The organism is Bacillota bacterium (assembly GCA_029961055.1).
GTDB lineage: Bacteria > Bacillota > Sulfobacillia > JAIMAT01 > JAIMAT01 > JAIMAT01.
On record JASBVM010000017.1, the window covers coordinates 120,841 to 135,609 of the forward strand.

General features: G+C 74.5%; 15 protein-coding genes and 1 pseudogene. 10 read left to right on the forward strand and 6 right to left on the reverse strand.

The window, feature by feature from the left end; all coding sequences use genetic code 11:
* Positions 1–46 precede the first annotated feature (46 nt).
* Entirely contained in the window at positions 47–763 is a 717-nt protein-coding gene (locus tag QJR14_06290; protein MDI3317208.1) for a YigZ family protein, read from the forward strand.
* Here QJR14_06290 and QJR14_06295 read toward each other — a convergent pair.
* On the reverse strand, positions 730–1,665 hold the full coding sequence (locus tag QJR14_06295; GenBank protein ID MDI3317209.1) for a ketopantoate reductase family protein: 936 nt from the start codon (positions 1,663–1,665) through the stop codon (positions 730–732). The two genes, QJR14_06290 and QJR14_06295, sit on opposite strands and share 34 nt — an antisense overlap.
* Positions 1,666–1,867: 202 nt before the next feature.
* Here QJR14_06295 and QJR14_06300 point away from each other — a divergent pair, with 202 nt between their 5' ends.
* Positions 1,868–2,386 carry a ribonuclease H gene (locus QJR14_06300; GenBank protein ID MDI3317210.1) on the forward strand — a complete coding sequence of 173 codons (519 nt, stop codon included), beginning with the start codon at positions 1,868–1,870 and terminating at the stop codon, positions 2,384–2,386.
* A gap of 124 nt (positions 2,387–2,510) precedes the next feature.
* Here QJR14_06300 and aroQ read toward each other — a convergent pair whose 3' ends face one another.
* Positions 2,511–2,975 carry a type II 3-dehydroquinate dehydratase gene (gene aroQ, locus QJR14_06305; GenBank protein MDI3317211.1) on the reverse strand — a complete coding sequence of 155 codons (465 nt, stop codon included), beginning with the start codon at positions 2,973–2,975 and terminating at the stop codon, positions 2,511–2,513.
* Between the two features lie 230 nt (positions 2,976–3,205).
* Positions 3,206–3,712, reverse strand: coding sequence for a DNA starvation/stationary phase protection protein (locus QJR14_06310; GenBank protein MDI3317212.1), 507 nt, complete (start codon positions 3,710–3,712; stop codon positions 3,206–3,208).
* A 244-nt stretch (positions 3,713–3,956) separates the two neighbouring features.
* Here QJR14_06310 and QJR14_06315 point away from each other — a divergent pair, with 244 nt between their 5' ends.
* Positions 3,957–4,604 (forward strand): DUF45 domain-containing protein, encoded by a 648-nt coding sequence (locus QJR14_06315; GenBank protein MDI3317213.1) that lies wholly within the window; start codon positions 3,957–3,959, stop codon positions 4,602–4,604.
* Positions 4,605–4,704: 100 nt separating this feature from the next.
* On the opposite strand, the pseudogene QJR14_06320 reads toward QJR14_06315, so the two are convergent.
* Positions 4,705–4,800: pseudogene (locus QJR14_06320) on the reverse strand (type II toxin-antitoxin system HicA family toxin).
* Positions 4,801–5,007 carry a type II toxin-antitoxin system HicB family antitoxin gene (locus tag QJR14_06325; GenBank protein MDI3317214.1) on the reverse strand — a complete coding sequence of 69 codons (207 nt, stop codon included), beginning with the start codon at positions 5,005–5,007 and terminating at the stop codon, positions 4,801–4,803. It abuts the pseudogene before it with no gap.
* A 54-nt stretch (positions 5,008–5,061) separates the two neighbouring features.
* Between QJR14_06325 and QJR14_06330 the strand changes: the two genes are divergently transcribed.
* Positions 5,062–5,454: a hypothetical protein gene (locus QJR14_06330; GenBank protein ID MDI3317215.1), complete on the forward strand. Its 393-nt coding sequence runs from the start codon at positions 5,062–5,064 to the stop codon at positions 5,452–5,454.
* A gap of 207 nt (positions 5,455–5,661) precedes the next feature.
* Here QJR14_06330 and QJR14_06335 read toward each other — a convergent pair whose 3' ends face one another.
* Positions 5,662–7,998 (reverse strand): FAD-linked oxidase C-terminal domain-containing protein, encoded by a 2,337-nt coding sequence (locus QJR14_06335; GenBank protein MDI3317216.1) that lies wholly within the window; start codon positions 7,996–7,998, stop codon positions 5,662–5,664.
* 258 nt (positions 7,999–8,256) lie between these two features.
* On the opposite strand from QJR14_06335, the gene QJR14_06340 reads away from it, so the two are divergent.
* The 6 genes from QJR14_06340 to QJR14_06365 all read left to right on the forward strand — a co-directional run.
* A complete protein-coding gene (locus QJR14_06340; protein ID MDI3317217.1) occupies positions 8,257–9,039 on the forward strand; it encodes a hypothetical protein in 783 nt (260 codons plus the stop codon).
* Positions 9,033–10,766 carry an energy-coupling factor transporter ATPase gene (locus QJR14_06345; protein MDI3317218.1) on the forward strand — a complete coding sequence of 578 codons (1,734 nt, stop codon included), beginning with the start codon at positions 9,033–9,035 and terminating at the stop codon, positions 10,764–10,766. Before QJR14_06340 ends, QJR14_06345 begins: the two co-directional genes overlap by 7 nt.
* Positions 10,741–11,547: an energy-coupling factor transporter transmembrane component T gene (locus QJR14_06350; protein ID MDI3317219.1), complete on the forward strand. Its 807-nt coding sequence runs from the start codon at positions 10,741–10,743 to the stop codon at positions 11,545–11,547. Before QJR14_06345 ends, QJR14_06350 begins: the two co-directional genes overlap by 26 nt.
* Positions 11,548–11,580: 33 nt before the next feature.
* Positions 11,581–12,828: an aminotransferase class III-fold pyridoxal phosphate-dependent enzyme gene (locus QJR14_06355; protein MDI3317220.1), complete on the forward strand. Its 1,248-nt coding sequence runs from the start codon at positions 11,581–11,583 to the stop codon at positions 12,826–12,828.
* Positions 12,828–13,598, forward strand: a complete 771-nt coding sequence (locus QJR14_06360) for an IclR family transcriptional regulator (protein ID MDI3317221.1) — start codon at positions 12,828–12,830, stop codon at positions 13,596–13,598. The genes QJR14_06355 and QJR14_06360 overlap by 1 nt, the downstream gene beginning before the upstream one ends.
* A 140-nt stretch (positions 13,599–13,738) precedes the next feature.
* Positions 13,739–14,769, forward strand: a 1,031-nt coding sequence (locus QJR14_06365) for a hypothetical protein (GenBank protein MDI3317222.1), incomplete at its 3' end; no start/stop codon positions are given.

Genomic DNA, 14,769 nt, shown 5'->3' on the forward strand with positions numbered 1-14,769 from the left:
GCCCTCTTCGCCGACGGTGCTACACTGCCCGGCGGGGAGGGCGATCATGTCGGGACAAGGGCTCGAACCCGGCCGCGGGGCGGGAGGTCGCCTGGTGCTGGCCGGCCCCGCCGAGGCGGCGATCGAGGTGAAACGGTCCCGCTTCGTGGCGGCGGTGGCGCCCGCGGCCACGCCGGCGGAGGCCCGGGCCTTCTGGCTGGAGCGCCGGCGGCACCTGCCCGACGCCCGCCATCACGCGGTCGCCTGGCGCGTCGAGGAGGAAGGCCGGCCGGCCGAGCACGCCTCCGACGACGGCGAGCCCGGCGGCACCGCGGGCCGCCCGGCGCTGGCGGCGCTCCGGCAGCACGGGCTGGAGCGGGTGGTGCTGGTGATCAGCCGCCACTTCGGCGGCATCCTGCTGGGCGCCCCCGGGCTGGTGCGCGCCTACCGCCGCGCGGCCGAGGAAGCTCTGGCGGCCGCCCCCGTCCGGCTCCTGCTCCCGCGCCCCGCGTACGCGCTGGAGGCGGCCTACCCCGTCTGGGACCGGCTGGTGGCCCTGGCCGAACGGGCCGGCGCCCGCCTGGAAGCCCCTGTCTACGAGGAAGTGGTCCGCGCCACGCTCCTCCTTCCTCCCGAAGGGGGCGAGGCGCTGCTCCGGCACCTGCGGGAGCTGGGGCCCACCCCGCCCCGCCTGCAGCCGCTGGGGGAGCGATGGTGCCCGGCGCCGGCCTCTTTCTCTCCGTCTTCCTCTCAGCCTGCCGGTCCGCCGACCAAGTCCGGGTGACGGAGCCGGAGGAGGGCGGCCAGGGTGGAGAGGACCGGCGTCGCCAGCTCGTGCCGCTGCGCCCGCCGGACCACCGACTCCACCAGCTCCAGCTCCAGCCGGCGACGGGCGCGCAGGTCGGCCAGCATGGAGGTGGGCTGGTCGGCCATGGCCCGCGAGAGCGCCAGGCCGTCGGAGATGATGCTCTCGGCCAGGTGGTAGCCCTCCGCCTCCGCCACCGCCACCACCTCGCCCATGCCGGCCACCGCCACCGCCCGCGCGCCGGGCTCCTCCAGGACCGCGCCGATCTCGCGCTCCGCCAGGGCGGTCATCGGGTTCCAGACGGCGTTCCAGACCAGCTTCGCCCACTTGACGGCCATGATCTCCGAGCTGACGGTGAGCGGAATCCCGCCGCGGCCCAGCGCCGTCTGGAGGGCCGTCAGGCGCCCCTCCGCCCGCGGCCGCAGGGCGGCCGGAAGCTCGGGCGGCAGGCCGGCCGTCAGGCGCAGCGGCCCGCCCTGGCGGATGCGCCCGTCCTCCAGCTTCTGCGCGGGGCCGTAGACCACCGCCGGGAAGAGCCGCTCCCGCCCCAGCAGCTCGCCCAGCACGGCCTCGTTCTCGATCCCGTTCTGCGGCGAGAGGATGGAGGTGGAGGCGGGCAGGGCTTCCTGCCAGCTGCGGATCGCCTCCGCGGTGGCGTAGGACTTGACCGCCACCACCAGCCAGTCCGGCTCGGGCAGGGCGTCGCCCGGCTCGAGGAAGCGGGCCTCGACCTCCGTCACCCCTTCCGGCGCCTCCACCCGCAACCGGCCTCCGTACGCCCTCGCCTGGCCCGGCCGGACCAGGAAGAGCACCTCCTCGCCGGCGCGGTGGAGCGCCGCCGCCAGGCAGCCGCCGATGGCGCCCGCCCCGAGGATGGCCACCCGCAACGCAGGACACCTCCCGAAGGGGGAGTTGGCGCGTCCCCTTCCCGCCTCCTTCCGGCCTCCGGCCGAGCGCGGGGCGGGGGCGGGGCGGCCGAGCAGGCGGCGGGAGGGGCGGACGCGCGCGGTGACAAAGATAGCTTCGGGGGTCGCGAGCGGGCGACTGCGAGCCCGGGCGCGAGAACCACCCTGGGGGGAAGCTATGGACGAAGCGGCCGAGTATGTCGTCTACACCGACGGCGCCTGCTCCAACAACCAGGCGCCCGGAGGGCAGCCCGGGGGCTGGGCGGCCGTCTTCACCGACGGCACCTGCCTCTCCGGCGGCCACCCCGCCACCACCAACAACCGGATGGAGCTGACGGCCGCCATCGAGGCGCTCCGCCACACCCCGCCCGGCAGCCGCGTCCGGGTCCGCAGCGATTCCGCCTACGTGGTCAACGCCTTCCTGCAGGACTGGTTTTCGGGCTGGGAACGGCGGGGATGGAGGAACAGCAAGGGCCAGCCGGTCGAGAACCAGGACCTCTGGCGCGAGCTCCGCCGGCTCGCCGCCGAGCGCCGGGTCAGCTGGGAGAAGGTGCACGGTCACGCCGGCGACCCGCTCAACGAGAAGGCGGATCGCCTCGCCGTCGCCGCCATCCCTCGCCCTGCGGCCCCGAGGCCGCCGGACGGCCGCCGCGACGGGCAGCCTGGCGACGGCGGCGGCGGGGAGAGGCAGGCCTGAGGCGGTCGGTGCCGGGGGGCTTCCACGGCCCCCGGGAAGAGGCGCGCACCGCGGGCATCGCGGGACGGACGAGGAGGGGACCGCTCGGGACGCCGACCGGGACGGAGCCGAGGCAGGCGCCGGGTCAGCTCGTCGAGGGCTGGTCCCCCCGGCGCAGGAAGTCGACCAGCGCCTCCAGGGCCAACTCGTAACCCAGCGGACCGAGGCCGGTGACGGTACCCAGGGCGACGGGCGCGATCACCGAGTGATGGCGGAACTCCTCGCGGGCGTAGATGTTGGAGAGGTGCACCTCGACCACAGGAAGCCCGACCGAGCGGATGGCGTCGCGCAGCGCGATGCTGTAGTGCGCCAGGGCGCCGGGGTTGAGCACCACCCCTTCCTGGCGGTCGAGGCAGCGGTGGATGGCTTCGACCATCTCGCCCTCGCCGTTCCACTGCTCGAAGGCGAGCCTGCAGTCGAGCTGCGCGGCGCGCCGTTCGAGTCGCCGGCGGATGTCCTCGAGCGTCTCGTGGCCGTAGATGGCGGGCTCCCGCCGCCCGAGAAGGTTGAGATTGGGGCCGTTCAGGACGAGGATCCGCTCTCCAGCCACCTTCGCTCCCCCCACCGACCCGTCACCGCCGCTGCCCACAGGGAAACGTACGCGGGCGGGGCCGTGCGCTCCTGCCCGCACCACGGTTCAGTCCCCGAGACGCTCCGGGGTCGCCGCCTCCTGCCGCGCTGGGCGGTGACGCGCAGTCCCCGCCTCTGCAAGAGCTTGATCGCCTGCTCCTGCGTCGGATCCACGCCAGCCGCCTCCCCGGAAGAAGCTCTGCCACGACGTCAGTCAGCCGTTTCGAGGTGGGCCGCCAGGAACCAGAGGTCCTTGTCCGCCTGGCGCGCGAGTTGGGTCAGCAGGTCGGCCGTGACGGGATCGCCGGACTTCGCGGCGAGCTCGATGCCCGCATAGAGTCTGGCCGTCACCTTCCTGAGGCCATCCGCCACCCAGCCGATCCACCTGGAGGAGGTCCGCTCACCGGCGGACTCCGACGGGGAGCCGCCACCGGGCGCCTCCCATACCTCGGCCACCTCCGCGGCGGTTCCCCGGGCGCTCCCGCCCAGTTGGACGGCGCGTTCGGCCAGCAGGTCGACGCCCTCTTCCAGATGGGAGGCCACCTGATCCAACAGCTCGTGGATCTCCAGGAAGTTCTGCCCCTTGACGTTCCAGTGCGCCACTTTGGTCGCCAGCTGCTGGCCGCGCAGGGAGAGGGAGAGCTCCTGGAGCTCCTGGACCAGCGCTTCGCGGGCTTCGGGTCCGATGGAGACGGCTGCACTTCTCGTGTCGGTCATGCGACATACCACCCCTTTCCGTCGCCGCTTCCGCAGGGGAGCGTTGACTGAGTCCGAGTATAGACTGAGTCTTAGGAAGATGCAAGTCTGACGGAGTCCGCCTGCCGGTCGCTTCCTCGCTACAATGGACGAGCCGGTTGCACGTGAAGCAACCTTGTCCGGGACCGCCGGCGCGCTCCCGAGGGCGCGGGTCCCCGGGGGGCGGACCCCCCGGGGACCGGCGACGGCGACGAAGGAGGCGGCCATGAAGCCGGGAACCCCCCGCTCCCGCGAACTCACGCTCGACGTCGACGGAACGCGGCTCCACGTCGTGATCCAGAGGAAGGCGGTCAAGAACGTCAACGCGCGCCTGGCCGGCTCGGAGCTCCGCGTCAGCGCGCCCGCGGCCGTCCCCGACGACGTGCTCGAGCCCGTCGTCCGCGATCTCGCGAGGAAGCTGCTTCGCCGCGTCGAGGCACGCCGGATCAACGGCCAGACCGACGCGCTCGCGCTGGCTCGGCGCGTCGCCGCCCGCTTCCCCGAGCCGCCGGCCGTCCGCCAGGTCCTCTTCGTCACCACCCAGTCCGCCCGCTGGGGGAGCTACAGCGCCGCCACCCGGACCGTCCGCCTCAACGCCATCCTGCTCAGGATGCCTTCCTGGGTGCTGGAGTCGGTCGTCGCGCACGAGCTGGCGCACGTCTTCCACCTCGACCACTCGCCCGCCTTCCGCGAGCTGCTCCGCCGCGTCGACCCCCGCGCGGACGAGGCGCACGCCTTCCTGGCGGGGGTGAGCTGGCTCGCCCGCTCGTGGGGGAGCCTGCCCGCCGCGGAACGGCGGCGGCTGGCGGGCATGGCGCCCGGGGAGGGGGAGGGTCGGGGCCTTTCCGGCGGCGCCGATACGGGAGCATCCTGAGGCGCGCGCCCGCCGCGGGCGGGCGACGACCGTCCGGCTTCCTTCGCAGCAGGTGTTGCCGCATGCGCGTCCGCCCGATCGCCAGCGACGTGTAGCGCAGGATGAGGTGGGAGCCGCGCTGCCGGTCCTCGACGAAGCCGAGACGATGAAGCGCTCGGCGCAATTCAGAGGCCGTCCGTCGCGGCAGCGGCGGCACCTACACTTCCACCTCGGCGAGCGACTCCCTCCCGGGCGGGATGTCCAATCCATGCTCCTTGCGGTATTCGAGCGTGAGCTGGATCGCTTGCTTGATGTTTTCCAGCGCCTCGCCCTGTGTGCGCCCGGAGCTTGTACAGCCCGGCAGGCTCGGCACGTAGGCGAACCATTCGGCGTCCGAACGTTCCAGAACGACGACGTAGCGCATCGGCACCACCGGCTTTCATTCTATCTATCCCTTCCGTCGCCCAGGGCGCCGGGCGTGTGGCTGGAGCCGTCGGCAACCGGCCCGCCGTGGCCGACTGCGGCCACCGTCTCTGACCGGGATGACTGCAAACGCACTGGCCGCGGAAGCCCCGGAGCGGGAGCAACCGCCGGCAACGCGCTGGAGCAGGAGCTGGCGGAGGGCCTGGTCCGGGCGCTCCGCTTCCTGGCCGGGCGGGGTCTCTCCAGCTTCAACTTGGCCTTCTTCCCCTCCGCGGGGGAGCGGGACGTCTTCTGGCTCCACCTGCGCCTCTCGCCGCGGCTCTACCTGGCGCCGCGCCCCGGCGCCAGCGACATCTCCAGCCTCCAGCACCTCTACCAGGAGTCGACCATGATCTGGACGCCCGAGGAGCTGGCCGCCGGCCTGCGCGGGGCGGTCCGGCCCACCTGAGCCCCCGGGCCGACCGGGGGCCGTCCGGCAGCCGGCCCGTCCGCGCGGCCTGCGCCCGGCACCACCCCTGGCCGGTGCGCCGAGCCGGCCGCCCGCCCGGCAGGAACGGGCGGGAGGGGGCGAAGGAGCCCGACCAAGTGTGAAAGGCCGTTTCACGCGCCACAGGGCCGGAAGGCGATCCCCGACGGGCGCCGGCGGGCGGACGCCTCAGAGCGGCGCCGCGAAGAGCCCCAGCGGGTCGAAGGCGCGGGCGACGCGCTCCTCCAGCGCGGCGCGGGCGGGGTCGGGGGGCACGGCCAGGGCGGCGGCCAGGCGGGCGAGCCGCTCCCGCCGCCAGAGGGGCAAGAGCTCCTCCCAGGGGCGCTCCTCCGGCCGCTCCCCCGGCTCGAGCCAGCCCGCCTCGACCAGCGCCTCGCGGAGGCGCGCCTCCGCCGCCTCCGCCTCGGCCTGCAGCCCCTCCCAGGCCAGCCAGAGCCCGCGCCCGCCGCCCGGCTCCTCCCCGGGCAGCAGCTCCGCCACCGCCAGCCCCAGCTCCGCCACCCGCCGCGGCGCGAGCGGCTCCGCCCCCGCCCGCCGCTCCACCCACCAGCTCCGCCGCACCTCCGGCAGCGGCTCCACGCGCAGCACCGCCCGCTCCACCGCGCCCAGCCGCCCCCAGGAGCCGACGAAGAGCCGGACCAGGTCGTAGCCCGCCACGTTCTTGACGCTCCGCCCGCCCAGCCAGAGACGCTCGCCCTCGCCGTCCACCACCACCAGCCCCAGTGTCCACTCCCGCGGCCCGCCGCGCAGCGCCGCCCGCGGCCCGCCCACGCCGCTGGCCAAGTGGCCTCCCAGCGTCGAGGCCGGCCCCTCGCCCTCCTCCGGCGGGTAGCGAAGCCCCTCCGCCCGGAGCGCCTCCGCCAGCTCCGCCGGCGTCACGCCCACTCCCGCCTCCACCGTCAGGTTCTCGCGGTCGACCACGATCCCCCCGGGCGCCTCCACCCGGAAGGGCTCCGCCCCCTCCGCGGCCTCCAGCCCCAGCGCCGCCCAGAGCCGCCCGCCCCCCTCCAGGCGGAGCCGCAGCCCGCCCGCCCGCCGCCGCTCCGCCGCCGCCCGCAGCCGCCGCGAGAGCGCCGACGCCTCCAGCGGCGCCCGCCCCGGCCAGAGCCCCCGCCGGATCCGTTCCAGCCCCTCGACGTCGGGCACCGCCTTGCCCGGGTTCAGCCGCTCCTCCGGGTCGAAGGCCCGCTTCACCCGCGCCATCCGCTCCAGCTCCACCGCCGCGTACATCCGCCCCAGGTTGGGCAGCTTGTCGACGCCCACCCCGTGCTCGCCCGTGATGGAGCCGCCCAGCTCCACGCAGGCCGCCAGGATGGCGTCGTCGGCGGCGTGCATCCGCCGCACCGACTCCGGGTCGGCCGGGTCGAAGGTGAGCAGCGGATGCAGGTTCCCGTCGCCCGCGTGCGCCACCGTCAGGATCTCCAGCCCGTGCCCGGCCGCGATCGCCTCCACCCGCCGCATCATCTCCACCAGCCGCGACGGCGGCACCGCCACGTCCTCCGACCAGCCGCGGCGGTTGGTGGCCGCCCGGCGGCCCAGCCAGAGCGCCTCGCGCTCGGCCTCGTCGCGCGCCCGCCGCCAGCGGGCCCCGCTCGCCTCCAAGAGCGCCTCCACCCGCTCCAGCTCCGCCTCCACGTGCCGCTCGTCCCCGTCGAGCTCGACCAGCAGCACCGCCCCCGCATCCTCCGGGTAGACCCCCCGCACGAAGGGCTGCACCGTCGCGATGGAGGCCCGGTCCATCAGCTCCAGCGAGGCCGGCACCACCCCCGCCGCCACGATGGCGCTCACCGCCGAAAGCGCCCCCTCCACCGTCGCGAAGGCCGCCAAAAGCGTCACCACCCGCGGCGGGCAGGGCGTCAGCACCACCTCCACCTCCGTCACCACCGCCAGCGTCCCCTCCGAGCCCACCACCAGCCCCCGCAGGTCCAGCCGCCCCTCCTCCCGCCCCAGCTCCAGCGCCCGCCCGTCCGCCAGCACCACCCGCAGCCCCGCCACGTGCCGGCTCGTCACCCCGTACTTGACGCAACGCGGCCCGCCCGCGTTCTCGCCCACGTTCCCCCCCAGCGTCGACACCCGGTGGCTGGCCGGGTCCGGCGCGTAAAAGAGCCCGTATGGCCTCAGCGTCTCCTGCAGGTCCAGGTTGACCACCCCCGGCTGCACCCGCGCCCTGAGGCGCTCCGCGTCCACCTCCAGCACCGCGCGCATCCGGTTGAACGCCAGCACCAGCCCGCCCCGCCGCGGCACCGTCCCGCCCGAGAGATTGCTCCCCGCGCCCCGCGCGATCACCCGGAAGCCCAGACGGGCCGACAACTCCAGCACCCGCCGGACCTCCGCCTCCGTCTCCGGCAGAAAGACCGCCTCCGGCCAGGCCGCCTTCCCCGTCGCGTCGTACCCGTAGACCGCCAGCTCCCCCGGCTCCGCCAGCAACCGCTCCCGCGGAAGCTCCCCTTCCAGCTGGTGGAACCAGCGGGGCGTAGATCCAGCCCCGAGCGGTCTCGTGGTCACGCGTGCATCCCGCCCTTCGCGGCCGCCGGCGCGCGTGGCGCCGAGCGGCATTGCAGCAGACTTTCGCCCCCGTTTCGACACCGCCTGCCACCTTCGGCGCCGCCCGCCTCGCGCCGCCTGTCCGGGGAGGGCGGGTCCGGCGCCCCGGCCGAGGGCGATGGCGGGGTTTGCTTTCGGTCACCGGAGAAGGTGCTTCGCCAGACGGAGCGAAAGGAGGACGAAAAGCGTCGGATTCTGCACCTCGGAGGAGGGCAAGCGATGGCTACCCCGCCTGTCAAGGAAGTCTCGCGGCGAACCGGGACGGCCTCACCGGCCTGGATCGCGCTCTTCGGCGCGCTCATCGGCGTGACCGCGCTGATCCCCATCTTCCCGTACGTGGGCGGCGGCGGCTACGTGCCGCTGCTCGTCCCCTTCTCGGCCATGGCGCCCATGCTGCTGGGCCCGGCGGGCGGCATCTTCGCCTCGGTCATCGGCGGCCTGATCGGCATGTTCATCGCCCCCGCGGCCTTCCCGCTGGGCATCGTCGACGTGCTGGAGACGGGCATCGCGCCCGCCTTCTTCACCGCGCTGATGCTCAACAATGACCGCTACTACGCCTGGAACATCCCCATCCTGGCGATCTTCTCCGCCTTCGCCGTCCTCTTCCCGTACTACATCCCCGGCCCGGCGGCGGGCTTCCCCTATCCGCCGGAGCCGCTCTACGTCCTCATCTCGGCCATCTATTGGCTGCCCACGCTGGTGGTGGCCATCCTGCCCTTCGGCCGCCGGACGCTGCCCGCCTGGGCCCGCTCGGACGAGCCGCGCCGGCGCTACTTCGGGCTCCTGATCATCCTGGTGCTCTCGCTCTACATGTGGTGGAACCCCTGGACGCGGCCCTACTGGTACGTCTTCCACTACCCGGTGAAGCTCGCCCTGGCCACCTTCGTCGGCTACATCTGGTGGGTGCCGGCGCTCTCGGTGATCACCGCCGTGCTGGCCGCCGCCATCCTGGAGGCGCTCAAGCGGAGCGGCCTGCCCAAGGTGGAGCGGGCCCTATGGTAAAGCCGGCCGGCGGCCCGGCCGTCCGGGTGGAGGAGCTCGCCTTCCAGTACCAGGGGGGCGGGGAGATCCTCCGGGGGATCTCCTTCACCCTGGAACCGGGCGACTTCCTGGTCGTCCTGGGGGCCAACGGCGCCGGCAAGTCCACCCTCTGCTACCTGCTGACCGGGATCGTGCCCAACATCTACGCCGGGCGGCGCTCGGGCACGGTGGAGGTGGTGGGCGTCGACCCCTGGGAGTACCGGCTGGCCGAGCTGACCGACCGGGTCGGGCTGGTGATGCAGAACCCCGAGAGCCAGATCTCCATGCCCATCGTGGAGATGGAGATGGGGCTGGCGCTGGCCAACCGGGCGGTGCCGGCGGAGGAGATCCGACGGCGCGTGGAGTGGGCGCTGGAGGTGGTGGACCTGGCCGGCTACCGCCGGCGCCCCACCAAGGCGCTCTCCGGAGGGCAGAAGCAGCGGCTCGTCCTGGGTGCCGCGCTCACCTCGCTGCCGCCGCTCCTCGTCCTGGACGAGCCCACCGCCCAGCTGGACCCGCTGGGCAGCCGCGAGCTGCTCCGGGCCATCAGCAAGCTCCGCCAGGAGCGTCGCGTGACCATCGTCATGACCACCCACAAGACCGAGGAAGTCCTCGGCCTGGCCACCCACGCGCTGGTGCTGGAGGAGGGGAGAGCCGTCGCCTACGGCCCGTATGCCGAGGTGATGCGCCAGGTCGACCTCCTGGAGACGGCCGGCGTGCAGGCCCCGCCGGCCGAGCACGTCGCCTGGCGCGTGCGCCGGCGGGGCGTCGCGCTGCCCCCGGGACCCGCGGAGGAGGCGGTGGTGGAGGCGCTGCGGAGCCGGGCGCGGGCGCCGGTGCCGGTGCCCCGGCGGGAGCGGCCGGCCGCGACGCGTCCGCCCGTGCTGGAGCTGGAGCACGTCACCTTCCGCTACCCCGGCCAGGAGCGCCCCGCCCTCGAGGACGTCTCGCTGCGCGCGGGGGAGGGCGAGTTCGTCGGCGTCGTCGGCCAGAACGGCTCCGGCAAGAGCACGCTCCTCAAGCTCCTCGCCGGCCTGATCCGCCCCCAGGAGGGGAGCTACCGCCTGGCCGGGCGCGAGACCGCGCCGCTCTCGGTGGCCGCGATCGCGCGCCAGCTGGGGCTGGTCCTGCAGGATCCCGACTACCAGCTCTTCAACCCTTCGGTGCTGGAGGAGGTCGCCTTCGGCCTGCGGAACCAGGGCCTGCCCGAGGAGGAGGTGCTGGCGCGGAGCCGGGCGGCGCTGGCCGCCGTCCGCCTGGAGGCGCAGACCGAGCTCTTCCCCTTCCGGATGAGCTTCGGCGACCGCAGGAAGCTGGCCGTGGCCGCCGTCCTGGCGCTGGAGCCGAAGGTGCTGGTGCTCGACGAGCCGACCACCGCCCAGGACTACCGCGGCCGCTACCTGCTGGCCGACCTGGCGGCCGAGCTCAGGGCGCGCCGCGGCCACACCGTCCTCATGGTCTCGCACGACATCGACCTGGTCGCCCGCTACGTCGACCGGCTGGTGGTGATGCGCGACGGGCGGATCACCGTCGACGCCCCGCTGGAGGAGGCGCTGGCGCAGGAAGACGAGCTGCGCGCCACCCACGTCTCCGTCCCGACGGTGACCCGCATCGCGCGGCGGAGCGGCGTCTTCGACGGCCTGGTGGCGGACGAGGAGTCGCTGCTGGCCGCCTTTCCGGGTGGTGAGCGCCGTGAACACGCCCTTTGAGTACCAGGACGGGGAGAGCTTCCTCCATCGCCTCCATCCCAACGTCAAGCTGGCCTGGGTGCTGCTGACGCTGCTGGTGGTGCTGGCGCCCTACGGGCTGAACGCGGGCAGCTTCCTCGGGCTGGCGCTCTGGCTGGCCTTCGACCTGGCCTGCTGGCTGGCGGCGGGGCTGGACTTCCGCCGCTTCTGGGTGCTCTTCCGCATCCTGCTCTTCACCTTCGCCTTCCTGGTGGTCAGCCAGGCGCTCCTCTACGCCACCGGGCCGGACCTCTTCCGGATCGGGCCGCTGCCGGTCAAGCGCGACGGCCTGGCCTTCGGCCTGCTGCTCTCGCTGCGCATCCTGGTGGCCATGTCGGTGATGCCGGTCTTCATCTCCACCACCTCGCCCGGCAAGCTGATGGCGGCGCTGCTGCGCCTGGGCCTCCCGGCGACGCCGGTGCTCATGTTCCTCTCGGCGCTCACCTTCACCAGCACCGTCTTCGAGATGTGGCAGAGCATCGTCGACGCACAGCGGCTGCGCGGCTTCGACGTCAACGCCATGCCGCTCTGGCAACGGGCCCGCAAGGGATACATCCCCATCGTCGTCCCCCTGGTGCTGATGCTCTTCCGCAAGGGGAACGACCTGGACATCGCGCTGGGCACCAAGGGCGTCGGCGCCGTCCGCCGGCCCACCGACCTGGAGCCCGTCTCCTTCGGGCTCGGCGAGGCCGGCTTCTCGCTGGCGCTCCTGGCCATGTGCCTCGTCTTCGTCGCGGCCTTCAGCGGCCGACTGCTCTCGTGAACGGGGGGATCTGCCACGGACTGGCGTGAGCGGGTGGAGCGATACCTGGCGCCGTCGCTGGCGGTGGACTGGCCGGGCCTCCGCGTCGAGCGGGCGGAGGGGGCGCGGGTGACCGCGGCCGACGGCCGCGTCTACCTCGACTTCGTCTCCGGCATGGCGGCGCTGCCGCTGGGCCACGGCCACCCGGAGGTGGTGTCGGCGGTCCGGGAGCAGGCGGAGCGCCTCCTCCACGGTCCGCTGGGGGTCTTCTACTACGACGTCCTGCTGGATCTGGCGGAGGAGCTGGCGGCCGTCCTGCCCGGCGGCATCGCCACCTTCTTCTTCGGCAACTCGGGCACGGAGGCGGTGGAGGGCGCCGTCAAGCTGGCCCGCTTCGTCACCGGGCGGCCCATGGTGGTCGCCTTCCGCGGCGCCTTCCACGGCCGGAGCCTGGGCTCGCTGGCGCTGACCGCCTCCAAGGCCTTCTACCGGCACGGCTACCTGCCGCTGCCCGGGGTGGTCCACAGCCGCTTCCCCTACCCGCTGGCCGACGGCCTCGAGCCGGAGGCGGCGGTGGCGGCGGCGCTGGAGGAGCTGGACGCGCTCTTCCGCCACGTGGTGGCGCCGGAGGACGTGGCCGCCATCGTGGTCGAGCCGGTGCAGGGCGAGGGCGGCTACGTGGTGCCGCCGCGGGGCTTCCTGGAGGGCCTGCGCGAGCGCGCCGACCGCGCCGGCGCCCTGCTCGTCTTCGACGAGGTGCAGACCGGCTTCGGCCGGACCGGCGACTTCTTCGCCGCCCAGACCTTCGGCGTGACGCCGGACGTGATGGCGCTGGCCAAGGCGATGTCCTCGGGGCTGCCGCTGGGGGCGACGGCGGCGCGGCCGGAGCTGATGGCGCGCTGGCCCGCCGGCACCCACGGCACCACCTTCGGCGGCAGCCCGCTGGCGGCGGCCGCCGCGCTGGCCACGCTCCGCGTCCTGCGCCGCGAGCGGCTGCCCGAGCGCGCCCGCCGGTTGGGCGAGGCGGCGACGGCGGAGCTGCGGCGCCTGGCAGAGCGCCATCCCGGGCTGGTCCGCGAGGTGCGCGGGCCGGGGCTGATGATCGGCGTCGAGTGCGCCTCGGGGGAGGTGGCGACGCGGGTGCTCCGCGCCGCCCTGGAGCGGGGGCTCATCCTCTACCCCGCGGCGCCGGACGGCCGCGTGATCCGCTTCATCCCGCCGCTCAACGTGCCCGAGGCCGACCTGGAGGAGGGGCTGGAGATCCTGGGGCAGGCCTTGGACGAGGTGGCCGGAAGGCCATGATGCGGGCGGTGGAGCGCACCTTCCGCATCCTTCTGGCCCTGGGCGAGGCGGGTGGCGAGGGGGTGCGCCTGCGCGAGCTGGCGCGGCGGGTGCGCCTGCCGGAGCCGACGCTGCTCCGCTTCCTGGAGTCGCTGGTGGAGGTGGGCGCGGTGGAGGAGCGGGGGGAGGGGGGCTACGCCCTCGGCCTCCTCCTCCGCCGCCTGGCGCAGGACGCGGTACCCGACCTGCGCGCCGCCGCCGTACCGGTGATGCGGGCGCTCAGCGAGCGGCTGCACGAGGATGTTCACCTGGCCACGCTGGACGCCGACTCCGTCCTCTGTCTGGAGAGCGTCAAGTCGAGCCACCTGCTGGGCGTCGCCATCGGCACCGGCTCCCGCGTCCCCATCTACGCCTCGGCCATGGGCAAGGCCATCCTGGCCTTCATGGGCCGCCAGCAGCGCGCCGAGCTGCTGCGCCGGGTGGAGCTGAAGCCGCTTACCCCGCGTACCCTCCACGAGCGCGGCCGCCTGCTGGCGGAGCTGGCGCAGACGCGGCGGCGGGGCTACGCGCTGGACAACGGCGAGCTGGAGCTGGGCATCCTCTGCATCGCCGCGCCGCTCTTCGGCCCCGGCGGGGCGGTGGTGGGCAGCATCTCCGTCACCGCGCCGGCCGAGCGCTGGAGCGCCGCCGAGCTGGAGCGTTCCGCGCCGGTCCTCCTGGCGGGAGTGGCCGAGGTGAACCGGCGCTTGGCGGGCGAGGGCCAGAGCAAGGTTTCCCTGGACAGGGGATAGGCGGTTCGTCGGCGTGGCCTGCGCACCCTCCCGAGGCGGTGGCCTGCAACGCCGCGATCGGTCGCGAGGCCCGGACGCGTACCGGCAGGAGTCGACCCCCTGACGCACGAACCGGCCCCATCGTGAACGGGCAAGACGCCATGCACGAGGACGACTCCCTTCTCGCGTGGGTGCGGCGGTGGCAGCTCGACCGGGCCACCCTTGAGGGCATGAGCGGCGACCTCGTCTACCGGCGGGGCCGGCAGTACTTCCGTGACGGCCGCGTCCTCGACTTCGACCTCGTGGACGGGGAGGTGGCCGGCTATGTGCTCGGTTCCAGGCGCCGCCCCTACGAGGTCCGGCTCTTCGCGGGCCGCCACGGGCTCCAGGCCGCGTGCGACTGCCCCTTCGCATACGGGTGGTGCAAGCACATCGTCGCCCTGGGCCTCGCCGTCCTCGAGGAGGCGCGGCGCGAGGAGCGCAGCCGCCACGGGACCCCGCCGGGGAGCGCCGCGCGTGCCGGGGAGCTTCCGGCCCGCCCCCCGGCGCCTCCGCTTCCTGCCTGGAAGAGGACGCTCGAGGCGGCGCTGAGCGCGGCCGCCGCCCGCGCCGCGGGGGGGACGGCCCCCGGCGGGGCTCCGTCCGCCGCCGGCGAGACGCGCCTCGTCGTCCGGGCGGGTCTGGGACCCGGGGGGCTTGAGCTCCGCTTCCGCGCCGCACGCATCGGGAAGCGCGGCCCGGGTGCGGAAAGGAGCTTCCATACCGGCTACCCCTACCCGACGGGCTGGCCGCCTTTCCTCGGGACGGCGGAACAGCGCCTGATCCGCCTCCTGGTGGCCGAATCCGCCATCCGCGTGGGCATGACGTTCGAGGCGCCGATCCCGGTACCGCCCGACGCGCTGGACCCGGCGGCCGAGCTCCTCGCCCAGCTGCCGTACGTCTTCTTCGAGGAATCGGCGCCTGCCGGCGGGGCGCCGCCGGTCCAGGGGCCGCCCTGGCGGCCGGGCGGCCGGCCCGGCGCCTCCCCCGAGCCGCGCAGACCGCTGCGCGTCGACGACCGGCCGCTCCCGGTGCGGCTCGCCCTTCGGCGCTCGCCGGAGGAGCCGGGAGGCCGGGCGCGCGACTACCTGCTCACGCTGGCTCCCATCGAGGCCGAGGATCCCCGCTGGCAGAGGCTCGTCCGCGCCGGCGG

Excerpts from the sequence above, each read along its gene's own strand:
- QJR14_06290 (MDI3317208.1), top strand. The coding sequence starts at position 47 with ATGTCGGGACAAGGGCTCGAACCCGGCCGCGGGGCGGGAGGTCGCCTG.
- QJR14_06300 (MDI3317210.1), top strand. The coding sequence starts at position 1,868 with ATGGACGAAGCGGCCGAGTATGTCGTCTACACCGACGGCGCCTGCTCC.
- QJR14_06310 (MDI3317212.1), bottom strand. The coding sequence starts at position 3,712 with ATGACCGACACGAGAAGTGCAGCCGTCTCCATCGGACCCGAAGCCCGC.
- QJR14_06315 (MDI3317213.1), top strand. The coding sequence starts at position 3,957 with ATGAAGCCGGGAACCCCCCGCTCCCGCGAACTCACGCTCGACGTCGAC.
- QJR14_06325 (MDI3317214.1), bottom strand. The coding sequence starts at position 5,007 with ATGCGCTACGTCGTCGTTCTGGAACGTTCGGACGCCGAATGGTTCGCC.
- QJR14_06340 (MDI3317217.1), top strand. The coding sequence starts at position 8,257 with ATGGCTACCCCGCCTGTCAAGGAAGTCTCGCGGCGAACCGGGACGGCC.
- QJR14_06345 (MDI3317218.1), top strand. The coding sequence starts at position 9,033 with ATGGTAAAGCCGGCCGGCGGCCCGGCCGTCCGGGTGGAGGAGCTCGCC.
- QJR14_06360 (MDI3317221.1), top strand. The coding sequence starts at position 12,828 with ATGCGGGCGGTGGAGCGCACCTTCCGCATCCTTCTGGCCCTGGGCGAG.